This is a genomic window from Pradoshia sp. Z5_111, from assembly GCF_058267535.1.
In genome coordinates, this window is sequence record NZ_JBZCPQ010000016.1 from 1 (window position 1) to 13231 (window position 13231).

At 38.9% G+C, this 13231-nt stretch carries 13 protein-coding genes and 2 tRNA genes; 3 read left to right on the forward strand and 12 right to left on the reverse strand.

The genetic code is table 11. From position 1 onward, the window contains the following. Positions 1-231 precede the first annotated feature (231 nt). The 6 genes from ftsH to spoIIE form a co-directional block, all read right to left on the reverse strand. On the reverse strand, positions 232-2217 hold the full coding sequence (gene ftsH, locus AC4D4A_RS18525) for an ATP-dependent zinc metalloprotease FtsH (RefSeq protein ID WP_490997191.1): 1986 nt from the start codon (positions 2215-2217) through the stop codon (positions 232-234). Between the two features lie 126 nt (positions 2218-2343). After that, entirely contained in the window at positions 2344-2895 is a 552-nt protein-coding gene (gene hpt / locus AC4D4A_RS18530) for a hypoxanthine phosphoribosyltransferase (protein ID WP_066103117.1), read from the reverse strand. A 23-nt stretch (positions 2896-2918) separates the two neighbouring features. Beyond that, on the reverse strand, positions 2919-4304 hold the full coding sequence (gene tilS / locus AC4D4A_RS18535; RefSeq protein ID WP_490997192.1) for a tRNA lysidine(34) synthetase TilS: 1386 nt from the start codon (positions 4302-4304) through the stop codon (positions 2919-2921). 123 nt (positions 4305-4427) lie between these two features. Further along, a complete protein-coding gene (prkT, locus tag AC4D4A_RS18540; RefSeq protein ID WP_490997193.1) occupies positions 4428-5396 on the reverse strand; it encodes a serine/threonine protein kinase PrkT in 969 nt (322 codons plus the stop codon). Then, on the reverse strand, positions 5368-6102 hold the full coding sequence (locus AC4D4A_RS18545; RefSeq protein WP_490997194.1) for a VWA domain-containing protein: 735 nt from the start codon (positions 6100-6102) through the stop codon (positions 5368-5370). Before AC4D4A_RS18545 ends, prkT begins: the two co-directional genes overlap by 29 nt. 79 nt (positions 6103-6181) lie before the next feature. Then, positions 6182-8662, reverse strand: coding sequence for a stage II sporulation protein E (gene spoIIE / locus AC4D4A_RS18550; RefSeq protein ID WP_490997195.1), 2481 nt, complete (start codon positions 8660-8662; stop codon positions 6182-6184). A gap of 72 nt (positions 8663-8734) precedes the next feature. Between spoIIE and AC4D4A_RS18555 the strand changes: the two genes are divergently transcribed. The 3 genes from AC4D4A_RS18555 (at position 8735) to AC4D4A_RS18565 (ending at position 9132) form a co-directional block, all read left to right on the forward strand. After that, on the forward strand, positions 8735-8860 hold the full coding sequence (locus AC4D4A_RS18555) for a hypothetical protein (protein WP_490997196.1): 126 nt from the start codon (positions 8735-8737) through the stop codon (positions 8858-8860). Between the two features lie 119 nt (positions 8861-8979). Continuing rightward, positions 8980-9053 (forward strand) — tRNA-Met (locus AC4D4A_RS18560). Positions 9054-9060: 7 nt separating this feature from the next. Then, positions 9061-9132: transfer RNA gene (locus tag AC4D4A_RS18565), tRNA-Glu, on the forward strand. Between the two features lie 331 nt (positions 9133-9463). On the opposite strand, the gene AC4D4A_RS18570 is transcribed toward AC4D4A_RS18565, so the two are convergent. The 6 genes from AC4D4A_RS18570 to yabN form a co-directional block, all read right to left on the reverse strand. After that, positions 9464-9943, reverse strand: coding sequence for a S1 domain-containing RNA-binding protein (locus AC4D4A_RS18570; RefSeq protein WP_490997197.1), 480 nt, complete (start codon positions 9941-9943; stop codon positions 9464-9466). Between the two features lie 107 nt (positions 9944-10050). Then, entirely contained in the window at positions 10051-10437 is a 387-nt protein-coding gene (locus tag AC4D4A_RS18575) for an FtsB family cell division protein (protein ID WP_490997198.1), read from the reverse strand. Positions 10438-10450: 13 nt separating this feature from the next. Next, positions 10451-11101 (reverse strand): spore cortex biosynthesis protein YabQ, encoded by a 651-nt coding sequence (gene yabQ / locus AC4D4A_RS18580; protein WP_490997199.1) that lies wholly within the window; start codon positions 11099-11101, stop codon positions 10451-10453. Next, positions 11098-11403: a sporulation protein YabP gene (yabP, locus tag AC4D4A_RS18585; protein ID WP_490997200.1), complete on the reverse strand. Its 306-nt coding sequence runs from the start codon at positions 11401-11403 to the stop codon at positions 11098-11100. Before yabP ends, yabQ begins: the two co-directional genes overlap by 4 nt. A gap of 64 nt (positions 11404-11467) precedes the next feature. Continuing rightward, complete coding sequence (locus AC4D4A_RS18590) at positions 11468-11734, reverse strand: RNA-binding S4 domain-containing protein (protein WP_066103147.1); 267 nt, start codon at positions 11732-11734, stop codon at positions 11468-11470. 26 nt (positions 11735-11760) lie between these two features. Beyond that, positions 11761-13224 (reverse strand): bifunctional methyltransferase/pyrophosphohydrolase YabN, encoded by a 1464-nt coding sequence (yabN, locus tag AC4D4A_RS18595; protein ID WP_490997201.1) that lies wholly within the window; start codon positions 13222-13224, stop codon positions 11761-11763. Positions 13225-13231 lie beyond the last annotated feature (7 nt).

Consider the following 13231-nt stretch of genomic DNA (forward strand, 5'->3'; position numbering starts at 1 on the left):
GTGCCCTTCCCTCCCGCAGAGGTCATGCTTATGTCCTGAGCTTCTAGCCGTTGAAGCTGGATTAATCAAAAAGCTGAGACGACTGTAACATGGAACGAAGACTAAAAGCGCCACTTCCTGTGGCAACGCCTTCATGACCTATATCCTGTAGGCCTCCGGTCCTTTTAGTTTCAAAGGTCTATCCCTTTCCAAAAAAAGTGCCCCATTCATATGATGGGACACTCAGAATTCTTACAATTTATTAGGATCGTTCGTTTCCATATCCGGTGGTGTAGGAGGAGTTTGATCATCTTCTCTTCGCTCGGATATTGTATTGTCTTTGGATAAATCCTCAGACAGAATTTCCTTTTTAGCTGATACGTTCACTGTTACATCGCTTGCTACCTTGCGCTCAGGCAATGTTCCATGATCCGCCAGGTGACGAATTTGTTCGGCATCTAACGTCTCAATTTCAAGTAATGTGTTAGCAATCAGATCTAACTTACTGCGGTTTTCAGTAAGAATTTTTCTTGCACGTTCATAGCACGTTTTGATGATATTTTGGATTTCGATATCAATTTCATAAGCAATCTTATCAGAATAGTTTTGCTCACTATTAATATCGCGACCTAAGAATACTTGGCCTCCTGAAGCCTGGCCAAACTGCATCGGTCCGAGCTTATCACTCATTCCGTATTCAGTCACCATTTTGCGGGCAATGCTTGTAGCACGTTGGAAGTCATTATGAGCTCCAGTACTCACTTCACCAAAGACGATTTCTTCAGCAACACGTCCGCCTAACAATCCGGTAATCTTATCGAACAATTCAGGCTTAGTCATAAAGTAACGATCTTCACGCGGAAGCATTACAGCATAACCGCCTGCCTGGCCACGCGGAACAATTGTTACCTTATGGACCATATCTGCTTCGTCAAGTACCAACCCGATAACCGTATGTCCGGATTCGTGGAAGGCAACAATATTTCTTTCTTTCTTAGAGATGACACGGCTTTTTTTAGCAGGACCGGCAATCACACGATCCGTTGCTTCATCAATGTCGCTCATATCTACTTTTTTCTTATCCTGTCTTGCAGCTACCAAAGCAGCTTCATTCAAGAGATTTTCTAAATCGGCACCGGAGAAACCTGGGGTTCTCATCGCAATTGCTTTAAGATCCACATTTTCATCAAGCGGTTTGTTTTGTGCATGTACACGAAGTACAGCTTCCCTTCCAATTAAGTCAGGACGGTCAACCGTAATTTGTCGGTCAAAGCGGCCTGGACGTAAAAGAGCCGGGTCAAGAATATCAGGTCGGTTTGTAGCAGCAATGATAATGATACCTTCATTTGCTCCGAAACCATCCATTTCAACAAGCAATTGGTTCAGGGTTTGCTCACGTTCATCGTGTCCCCCGCCAAGGCCAGCTCCACGCTGACGTCCAACTGCATCGATTTCATCGATAAAAATAATACATGGTGCATTCTTCTTCGCATTTTCAAAAAGGTCACGCACACGGGAAGCACCCACACCCACGAACATTTCAACAAAGTCTGAACCACTGATAGAGAAGAAAGGTACACCTGCTTCACCAGCTACTGCTCTTGCAAGCAAGGTTTTCCCTGTTCCCGGAGGTCCTACTAAAAGTACCCCTTTCGGAATTCTCGCACCTAATTCAGCAAATTTACGAGGGTCCTTCAAGAACTCCACAACTTCAACCAGTTCTTGTTTTTCCTCATCAGCACCCGCAACATCTTTAAAGCGTACTTTTTTCTTTTCTTCACTGTAGAGCTTAGCTTTACTTTTACCAAAACTCATTACTTTGTTTCCGCCACCTTGCGCACTATTCATCAAGAAGAAGAACAATAGCAAAATAATGACGAACGGAATAATTGAAGTTAAGAATGTTACCCATACACTTGTTTCTTTTGCTGGAGCAACTGTAGATTTTACACCCTGTTCATCAATTAAGTCAGTAACCTCTTCAGCCTGTTCTGCAAGGATATATGTTAAATAAAACTCATTTTCCTTAGCATCCTTTAATTGACCCTTAACAGAATATACTCCGCGTTCCACCTGTAAATCAGCGGATTTAACCTCACCTTTTTCAAGACTTTCAATAAACTCATTATTAGAAATATGTTTAGTTGGCTCGGAATTTTGGTTAAACACACTTACTACTCCGATAATCGCCACAAAAATAAGTAAATAGAATATGGTATTTCTAAAAATACGGTTCATCCCTAACCTCCTCCCAAAAAACTAAATATAGTATTCGTATCTACAATCAGGTTACTTATATATTTTATATAAAGATCATAGCACAGTCTATTATATGAATAGAACGGTTATTAATCATCTATATCCCTATTTGGCAGTTTCGTAAACTTCCCTTTTTAACACGCCAATGTATGGAATATTCCTGTATTTTTCCATATAGTCAAGTCCGTATCCAACAACAAACTCATCAGGTACATTAAAGCAAGCGTAATCCGCATGTATATCAGCTTTTCTTCCGGATGGCTTATCCAATAATGTGACAAGCTTGATGGATTTAGCTTTTCTGTATTTAAATAAATCCACTAAATAAGAGAGGGTAAGACCGCTGTCTATGATATCTTCAATGATCAGCAAATCTCTGCCTTCAACAGATGTGTTTAAATCTTTAATGATTTTAACTTCACCGCTTGAAACCGTAGAAGTACCATAGCTGGAAACATCCATGAAATCCATTTCCAAATAGCTGTCTACATGCTTTAATAAATCGTTCATAAAAGGCATTGCACCTTTCAGCACACCTATCACTAATGGATTTAGATCCTTGTATTCCTCTGTAAGCAAAGCCCCGAGTTCTTTAATTTTGCCTTGGATTTCTTCTTCTGAAATCAAAATTTTCTCAATATCATTATGAATCGTCATTCGGTAGTCCTCCTAGAAGAGCATTATTCAACATACTTTATCATGATGGCTGGCGTCGGGGTCTTTTCTAGATTAATCTTTTGCAGACCTGGTATCCAAACAATTTGATCATTCTTATTAACAATAATTGGCCAACTCTCCCGCTCATGCACAGGTATCTTGTGTTCAAGAAACAGCTTTTTCAGTTTTTTATGGCCTGTAAAGCCTTTAGGCTGGTATCGATCTCCATCCCGCTTATTCCGTACCCTTAATGGTAAGTCCTCTTCACTTAAAGGTAAAATACATGTATATCGAGATGCATGCTCCCATTTTTCAGATAAGGTATCCAGCAAAACCGTTTCAATAACAGCGCCATTCGCAAGTGCCGTCTTCCCCGGTATACGGATTTCTTTTGAAAAAGTTACTGATGGCAACCTTCCAAAATGGAAAAGCAACTGATCATATGTTTTCGTAACTTGAAGCCCAGAAGGTAATTGCACGGAGATGGAAGGATTGGATTCTGTCAATAAAGACTGAATACACTCTATATGTACGTATGAAAATACATAAGGTTTCACTTGATAAAGATAGTTTAATATTAGATGAATCACCCTCCTTTGTAAAGGTTTTGGCACCTTTCCGAGAGAAGATATGGGAACTTTTAAAATCCCGTCCTTTTCAGTTAATTCAAGAGAATTATACTCTTTTTCAGCTAACATCATCAAAAATCCTTCATCTTGTTCCAAATCCTCGCTAAACCGTTGAATATGATCAAGCGCTTTACTATTTTCCTTTTTTATCAATGGTAATATGTATTTACGGAATCGATTTCGGGTATAAATATCCTTTTCATTACTTGGATCCATGCGTGGCTTGAGATCCATCTCTGTGCAATATTCCAGGATTTCCTCTCTTGTGACAGCAAGAAAAGGACGTATGATCCATCCACCCGCGAAGGATCTTTTCAGAGGAATTCCAATCCTGGCCATCCCTGAAGTCCCCCTAATAAGGTTCATTAAGACTGACTCTGCCTGATCATCCTTATGGTGAGCAAGAGCTAATTTTTGCGCCGCATACTTTTCCATTATATCCCTATAAAATGCATATCGACAATCCCTGGATGCCTGTTGTGGATTTTTACCTGTATCTATAATATATTTTGGAACATCTATCCGATTTCCTTCAAATAGGATTCCCCATTCCTTACATATTCCTTCTACAAATAAATACTCCTCAAATGATTCTTCACCTCTGAACATATGATCTACATGGGCAACCACAAGGGTTAGATTATATGATTTTTTTATGCTATTAAAAAAAGCAAGCAATGCCAATGAATCCGGCCCTCCGGAAACACCTACTAAAATCGTGTCATTATGATTAATCAATCGTTTTTTATTAATATAAGCAGTTACTTTCGCCTCTAACATACATATTCCTTTCTACCGTTGCTTTCAATTAATTATTATCGTACCACTCTTATAAATGGAATCCAAAAATTATCTTTCAAAAAAACGGTAGAGACAGCGTTATTGTTTGTATTTCTTGTGAACTTATACAACTTGACCAAACATATAAAATGCATAAAGCAAAGTAATAATAGCAACTAAAAAGAACGTTTCAAAGAAATTGCTTTTATCACTGGATTTCCGTTTCCTCATCTGTACCCGACTAGTGTTTACTGGAGCATTCCTTTTTACGGCGGTACGGTTAGCAGTTTGTTTTGCGTGTAAATGGGATATGACTTCCTTTTTCATATCAGTTGCCGTTATGTATTGGCCTTTCAAAGCTTTTAAAAGAATAGACTCCAACCCTCTGAGTTCCTGATTGTTTTTCACTAATTCCTTTAATTGGTTAATTCCCTCTCCATTTTTATTAAACCTTTTTTGATAGGCTGCATTGATCACTATCATAGCAAGTGCAAATAAATCATAGGAAGGCTCTGCCCTTCTGCCCCCAAGTTCCCAATATCCGCGATCAAAATACTCAGTGTATTCTTTAATCGCACGGCCAATTTGCGTGGTTCCTCCTACATCTATAAAACGGACTTTAAAATCGGGTAATTGTACAATCAAGTTTTCAGGTTTTAAATCCCCAAAAACCCATCCGAGTTTATGCATTTCTTCAAGGCTGTTTAAAAGCTGCAACATAAGTACACCAATCCAATCTGCACCTCTTTTTTGCACAAAGGTAAGAAATGAATCTCCGGAAATATACTCCATCACGTAGAAAGGAATGATCTTTCCGCTCCCTATACAGTCATCCACATCTATCAAATAAGGTCCTAGGGATATTCCCTGGACCTTTGCAAATGATTTTAATACATTTACTTCTGCGGCAATAGTAGCACTGTTATCACTAAATTTGATTGCTACGGATCCATCTGAAGAATCTGCAAGATAAACAATTCCATTCGCGCCATACCCTAATTCTTTTCGAATGATATAACTCTTATGATGCCATTTGCCCCTGATTACTGATCCAATTGGAAAGCTACATGGTTTCTTCGAAGTATTGATCATCGTCGCCTACTATTCTCCTTATAGAAGACTCTTTATTAAAATACTTAATGGCTTCACGAATAGCTGGACCAGTCGGGGTAATTCCTCCAGTGGTTAATTTAGCGAAAATTTTAGAAAGGGATTCAAGTCTAGGGCTCCAATCCATCACTCTTTCCACTTCGGTTCTTTTCCCGGGAAATATAAAAACTGAGAACTGATTTTCACCACTTCTCGCATTTAGACTAATAGATAAATCTATAAGCGCCTCTTTAACCGTTGGCAGCTTATGTTTCATACTGGCACTTGTATCAACCAATACAAGAACCTCCATTTTTACCTTTTCTCCCAGATCCTCCACTACCTCCATTACCTCCCCGCGTTTATCAGGTGGTAATTCTTCCATAGTGATATGATTTCCAAGTATTTGCTGTAGCTCCTTATTCACCACACCCTGTATCGTTTGGTTCATCGCCTTCCTAGTGACCATTTGTACAGTTTGTGATAATTGTTCAGCATAGACGATTTGATGAATGCCAGCACCAGATGATGCTATATTCTCAATTTCCCGCATTCCTCCTTCGTCTATAATGTCCTTATCCATAACGCCAATTACATTTACTGTAATTCCTTCCTCACGTGCCAGTGCAGCCATCGCTGTCGGGCTCTCTCCCTGATTGGAGCAGCCGTCTGTCAGCAATAATATTTGCTTAACCGTACCTGTCTTCATTTCATCATCCTCCTATACCGCTATTTTTATTTTCATCTTCGCCTATATATAGGCGCTTTATACGATTAGGAGGATATTATTATTGAGCTTTTTTCTTCTTCGTACTGACAGGTATACTTGTCCATTTCGGAATATTATGGTTTATTTGTGCAACAACAATTGTCATATCATCCTCAATTTTACCTGAGCTTGTCCTGATTACCTCTTCGAGAATAATATCAGCTATTTCCTGTGGCTTATCAGTACCGATTTCTCTAATCTTTCTAATCATCCATGCTTCATAATTCTCAACATGCTTTGGTCCTTCAAATATTCCATCACTCATCATAATTAAAAGGTCACCGGCCTTTAATTGGTCATGAACCACGTCCACATCAAATTCTTTGATAATACCAATTGGCAAGTTGTTAGATTGGATTTTCGTAACCTGCTGCCCTCTCTTTATAAAGCTTGGTGTTGAACCCACCTTTAAAAATTTCACACTCGCATCCTGTAAATCAATCATTGATAGGTCAAGTGTTGAAAAAATCTCATCTGTAGTCCGCAATGAAAGGATCGAATTAATCGATTTAATAGCTACCTTTTCCTCTATTCCAGACTCAAGTATTTTCTGCAGTAACCCTAAGGTTTCCGAGCTTTCATTATGAGCCCTTTCTCCATTTCCCATACCATCACTAATGGCAATCGCATGCTTCCCTTTCCCAATGTCAATCATGGTGTAACTGTCCCCTGACACAAGTCCCCCTCCCTTTGCAGCATGGGCTACACCAGTTTCTACTGTGTAGCGTTTGGCAGAACGGAATGTTAAGCGGCATAAACCTCCCTGAAATGAACTGCATTCTTCTTTGTAAACAATAATGTGCTCTTCCAATATATCTGAGAGCATGGGTGCAATTAATTTCTCACCTACACCACTTCCCTCGCAATCCGGGATTTGCATATCTATATCAACATTCCCCTGTTCCAGGGAATAAATTTCAATTTGGTGGATATCCAAGCCGAACCCCCGAATGGAATCCAGTAACTGTTCTTCATGTATATGGAGATTTTCACGTTCTTTTGTAATCTCCTTGGCGAAATCCTCCATTACCTTTGAAACTCCCTGGAGTTGATCTGCCACAAGCTTTCTACTTTCTCTCACTTGTTTTTTTAATTTTTGATTTGCATTATAATAAGAGATTTCCTGAAGCATCGCCTCCGTCACTTTATCATATCTTGTACAGAACCGTTTCCATTCTCTTTGAGTGGCCTGCGGAACTTGCCCTGACTCATCTTGTAAAGTCTCAACCAAATCTCCCATCATTCCATACGTATATTCGAAATTCTTCGCCCAGCAATGATCCTTTTTGAAGCATGTCTGGCATGTTTTTTCAGTCACATTGCTCAAAAAATAATCCAACTCACGTTCCTTTTCTACCTCCTTCGTTGTTTGTTCCTCCATCTGTGAAAAACTATTCGATAAAGCCTGGAAAACAGAAGAAAATTGATTCACTCTTTGTGCAGTAACATCCCTGACCCTCCTGACATAACGTTGCTGTTCATTCGTATGCTCTGCTGTTCCAGGAATATGTTTGGCTACTTTTGAAATAAGGGTAGCAGGGGTCATAAAAAATAAAGCAATAGCCAATAAAGATTCATATAGCGTTATTGATATATTTTGACTCCCTTCCCCATAAAGGCCAATTAGTAATGTGGCAATAATTAAACCTAATGATGCCCCTATTTTTTTCCCTTCCTTAAGGAGGCCCCCTAGTAAACCAGAGAAGGCCAATAAGCTCATCTGAAAAAGGTTACTGAGATTGGCCAGACTAAATATTAAACCTGTTACCACTCCTACTGTCGATCCAATAGAGGCTCCTCCGGAGACTGCAAAAAGAAGAACTAAGTACCTGCTTAATGTATGATCAAGGGAAATATGATAAATCGACCAGCCGATCGTACCGGTCATAACAGAGGCCAGCATGATTATCAAACTGATAACCTCTTCTGTCCTTAGTCCCTGTGGACTTTTTTTCATGGCAATCAGTGGGATACATTGAATGAAAATCATGGTAAGAATAAGAGCTAAACCTGCTTCAACACCGATCATCATGGCATCGTATATTTCAAACTTCATATATCTCAAATAGCGTTCCGTTGCTCCTGCAATTCCCATGGCTATTAAAACATATACACCAACAACTTTAAATTGGTTCTCCACTGATGGCTGTCTCAGCTTATATAAGAGGAGGAATAAGGCACATGAAGCAAATAAACTTAAACCTGCTGACCAGGAGATTGTTAAGGCTCCTCCTATTGAGGCGACCATAACAAGCGGCGAACGTTCCCGTCTCATCATATATACAGCCGCAAAGAATGGAAGAGAAAATGGAGCTAATTGTGAAAGGATAAGCGCCCTTCCCAGGAGAAATCCCAATACTACTAATATATATCCTTGTTTCACGAAGTAATCTTCCAGCTTCGTTACATACTTGTCCACTAATTGAGAAGGATTCCATTTGCCTGCATCATATTGAACATCCGTTACTGATCCATACATTGTACTTTGTGTTTTATCCACATTACCACTCCCTAACAGGTGATTGTCTCTCATTATAAAGGGGATATAATCCTAAATTTGTCAGAACGGAGGATGAGTTTTTATAAAGTGTTCGACGGCATTCCATGTGAATGGGCAGAAGAAAGCACAAAGGTTATCGAAGGAATCATAAAGAAGAATATTTTATTAAACTACTTTGTAGGAAAGGCTAGAAGATAGAAGAAATAGATACTTATTTAAATGTAATATTCTAATTATTGGCTAAAATATTTAAACCATTGACAAAGTATTTACTAGATTGTAAGATAATTTTTGTGTTCAAAAGCGCATTTGATTATGGCGGTGTAGCTCAGCTGGCTAGAGCGTACGGTTCATACCCGTAAGGTCGGGGGTTCGATCCCCTCCGCCGCTATTTATTTGGCCCCTTGGTCAAGCGGTTAAGACACCGCCCTTTCACGGCGGTAACACGGGTTCGAATCCCGTAGGGGTCATCCATACAAAAAAACCAGGGATATATCTCTGGTTTTTTTTGTGTTTATAAAGAATATAACTCTTCAGTATTTATCACTTCTTACTATTCCATCTATAAAAACACTCAACAATCAAACATTTTTTAATATGACGGCTTTATTGATCTTTATATAAACAACGTTTCCCGACATGCTCCTTCTAGTAAAATCCTATAAACTGCAGGATTACACTACCCTATCTATACCATATAATCCCTATATCCATTGATAATCAAATGAAAAAAACAAAAAACAGACCAACAACTGATGCTGGTCTGTTATATAAATTGCCATTTTGTTTCAGCAGCAAGGTTTAGCCGCGTCTTCCGCCTCTGCCACCTCGTTTGGATTCTGTGTTCCTCTTAAGAGATGACATACGCTCTTCACTATCTTTCAAGAAGCGGGCCATTTTTTGTTCGAAGCTTTCTCTTGGCGGTCTGGAATCATGTCCTCCTCTTCCTCCCCGAGAGTCATTTCTTCCAGCACGAGAATCGTTTCCTCTGTTATAACGAGGTCGTTGTTGATAAGATGATTGCGCAGGTTGTTCGCTCTCCTTCTTCTCAACAGCTTTTTTTATAGAAAGACCGATTTTGCCATCTTTCTCTACATTTATGACTTTTACTTCAACTTGATCTCCCACTTTTAGGTGATCATTAATATCTTTTACATAATTATCAGCAACCTCACTGATGTGGACAAGTCCTGTTGAACCCTCGGGCAGCTCAACAAATGCTCCGAAATTAGTGATTCCTGTTACCTTACCTTGTAACTTGCTGCCTACTTCGATTGACATAAAAAAATTGCTCCTCCTTAAGAAATTAAAAAAATAAAATAATGGAAGTTATAGCTTCCCCTTATATTATAATCACTGAAAAAAATATGTGTCAACGTGAGGGATATCTACTTGCCCTCATTTTCGGGAAGATTGAATATTATTTCTCCATCATCTGATAGAAAATATTCCTTACGCGCAAACTTTGCTATATATTCATCATCATTCAATTTAATGATTTCTTCTTTTAATCTTGCTTCATCCTTTTGAAGATCTGACAATTTCGCTTTCAATTCAATTTTAGTTTCTTCTTTGTCCTTCAAAGCGGAATGTTGAGAAAAGAGTGTTGTAAGAACGATCCCAGTTGTTATGATGGCAAAAAGTGCAAATAATACTAGCCTTCTTGTCAATCCTAATTTCTTTTTCTCAAAGGACTGGGTTCGTTTCTCTTGATATTGGACATATGGCGTATCGATTTGTTTGATATTTTCCTTCTTTTTATCAAGCGATCCCATTTCCTTTCCCCCTTTAAGACTTATTTGTCCATTTTTTAATAATTTTATTGATAGTATTCTTCAACTTTTTTCCAATTCCTGCTAGATTATCAAAAAACTTTTCGACAGGTGCTCGCACACGGCCAGGAATTCTCTTCCACAGCCATGCCACCGTACTAGTAAAGGGATAGAAGAGTATCCTTACTATCGATATTAATGCCTTTAAAAGATACTTGGCAAGCCATAATAGAGGATTGCCAAACTTTAGCAACAATTGAAATATAAACAATATAATAGTAATAATTAACGTAATTAACCCTTTTATTGGTCGAATGAATAAGAGAGCTCCCAATTTAGCAAGGAATTTACCGGATTGATGAGTCCAATAAATAGTCATTTCCAGCAATCTTTTATATAAATTTCTAAGAAGGGCTTGATAGGCGGAATACCCGCATAGCAGCGCCAATATGATATAAAAGCGCCATTCTCCCTGATTGGATTCGTACAAAACATAGAAAATGAGCAAGGCCTGAATGCACCAAAATAAGATGTCGTTAATAAAAACAAACCATACTTTTCTCTTTGCTCTAACTAAAAAACGGTTGTAGGTATCAAATGCCGCTCCAAAGTAAATACCCATGCCAATCATGGATAAAAGAGTTACAAACTGGGTGTCCAGACTCATCTGAACAGTTTGCCAAAGAATCCTTTAGCTTTCTCCCCACTATGTTCGTCCAGGTAATTGATTTCAATTATTTTTCCTTTAATTGATACAATTCCTTTATCAACATCCAGATTCTTCATTTGTAGATTTTGCCCTCTGACAGAAAGAAACCCCATCACAGTTTCGAGAAGGAACTCCTCATTGTCAAAGCTCTCTACCTGCTTAACACCTGATATATCGAGAAGCCTTCTACCCTTCATGCTAATATCGTGATCAGGTCCAGCTGATTTACTCGTTTGGTTTGTATCATAGTATTGGTTCATCCTAATCCCCCATTATCAAACATTTGTACAAGTGTATGATAGGATGATAGGAATTAGACCATGCTTAAAAAGACTCTGATAGTTTTGCTTCTTTTATGAGGGTATACATTCCTGCCGCCTCATCCTTCTTCGTTGTCTCCAGAAGTTTATCTACACGGACAGTCAGTACTTTTTGCCCCAATCTGATATCTAAAATATCTCCAATCTTTACATCGGCTGAAGCTTTGGATTCTTTACCATTTATTTTAATTCTTCCTTGATCTGCTACTTCTTTTGCAATCGTTCTCCTTTTAATAATCCGGGAAACCTTTAAAAACTTATCTAATCTCATTATGTATTCAACCTCCATTTATTCCTTTATATACCTGACTTTTTGGCCTGTTCCCAAAACTCATCAAGCTCATTCAGTGTATAATCGCTCCATGCTTTTCCTGATTCCCTTACACATTCATTTACAAACAAAAATCTCTTTCTGAATTTTTGATTTGTCCGATGCAGTGCCTCTTCAGGGTTGATTTTTAACAATCTGGCCACATTTACAAGGGCAAACAGAACATCTCCAAATTCAGATTCTATATAATGGGTGTCTGTTTTATTCCCATTCCACTCTGCTTTAAATTCATCAAGCTCTTCAAAAACCTTTTCCCAGGCAGGTGAAACATCATTCCAATCAAAGCCAAATTTAGAGGCTTGCCTCTGAATATCAAAAGCCTGCATAAGATTCGGCAAATGAGTGCTGACATCCAAGATGGAATCAGGAGAATTTGAACCTTCTTCCTTTTTAATCCTCTGCCAGGTTTCCTCTACATCTCTTGCGGATTCTGCCCTTTCATCACCAAAAACATGGGGATGTCTGCGCACCATTTTTTCAGATATACCTTGAATGACATCATCAATGGAAAAGTATCCTTCATCTTCTCCGATTCTGGCATGCAACATCACCTGAAGCAATACATCACCAAGCTCCTCAATTATGTGATCAATATCACCTTCATTAATTGCATCAATCAGTTCATAAGCTTCTTCAAGTAAATACTTTCTTAGTGATTCATGAGTCTGTTCCCTGTCCCATGGGCACCCCTCCGGAGATCTGAGTTTATCAATGATCTCTCGCAGCTTCCAAAACTCCTTATATTGATATTCTTCCTTCTGAATCGGAGGTACATAAACTGAAGTTAAATTGCTTAATTGCATAGCACGATCCAACTCATAAAGCCGCATACGTTCAACTGATTCAGAGCTCATCCCTGCACCGGTCACTAAATAAACCTCATGATCATCCGGATATTTTTCCATTAAGGTCAGCTTCACTTCGGAAGCAACAAAGGCATCATAAACCTGACTTACAATTATATGCTGAGTGATATTGACATCCCTCAAGGAAAGGTCCGTACCATCTAGAAATTGAAAACCCTCAACTGGGTCCACTTTAATGGATGTGAACATGGCATCGAGGAAGCTTTGGCCACCTTTAATATGTACAGGTATCCCTCTCTTTTCACCTTCCGAAAGCAAGATTTGGACTGTCTTTTCAGCAATTAGCGGATGCCCCGGCACACTATAGATTACATCCTGGACCTTAGCCTTCTGAATTAGCACTTCTGCAATCTCCTCATAAACTGCTTCGAACTGATCATGCTTCTCATAGATGGAGTCAAAGCTCTCAACCTCTAGACCCTCAGCCGCCAATTCTTTCAATACCGGGTGTTCAATAGTTCTCGCATATACAAACTCTGCGTTTTTCAATAATTTATAAATGCCCAAAGGCATTTGATCAAGCTCTCCTGCCCCTAAACCTATAATTGTGATTTGGTTAGTCACACTTCAG

Bases quoted from the DNA above. Each gene is read 5' to 3' on its own strand.
- ftsH (WP_490997191.1), bottom strand. From the start codon at position 2,217: ATGAACCGTATTTTTAGAAATACCATATTCTATTTACTTATTTTTGTG.
- hpt (WP_066103117.1), bottom strand. From the start codon at position 2,895: ATGACGATTCATAATGATATTGAGAAAATTTTGATTTCAGAAGAAGAA.
- tilS (WP_490997192.1), bottom strand. From the start codon at position 4,304: ATGTTAGAGGCGAAAGTAACTGCTTATATTAATAAAAAACGATTGATT.
- prkT (WP_490997193.1), bottom strand. From the start codon at position 5,396: ATGATCAATACTTCGAAGAAACCATGTAGCTTTCCAATTGGATCAGTA.
- AC4D4A_RS18545 (WP_490997194.1), bottom strand. From the start codon at position 6,102: ATGAAGACAGGTACGGTTAAGCAAATATTATTGCTGACAGACGGCTGC.
- AC4D4A_RS18555 (WP_490997196.1), top strand. From the start codon at position 8,735: ATGAGTTTTTATAAAGTGTTCGACGGCATTCCATGTGAATGGGCAGAA.
- AC4D4A_RS18570 (WP_490997197.1), bottom strand. From the start codon at position 9,943: ATGTCAATCGAAGTAGGCAGCAAGTTACAAGGTAAGGTAACAGGAATC.
- AC4D4A_RS18575 (WP_490997198.1), bottom strand. From the start codon at position 10,437: ATGGGATCGCTTGATAAAAAGAAGGAAAATATCAAACAAATCGATACG.
- yabQ (WP_490997199.1), bottom strand. From the start codon at position 11,101: ATGAGTCTGGACACCCAGTTTGTAACTCTTTTATCCATGATTGGCATG.
- yabP (WP_490997200.1), bottom strand. From the start codon at position 11,403: ATGAACCAATACTATGATACAAACCAAACGAGTAAATCAGCTGGACCT.
- AC4D4A_RS18590 (WP_066103147.1), bottom strand. From the start codon at position 11,734: ATGAGATTAGATAAGTTTTTAAAGGTTTCCCGGATTATTAAAAGGAGA.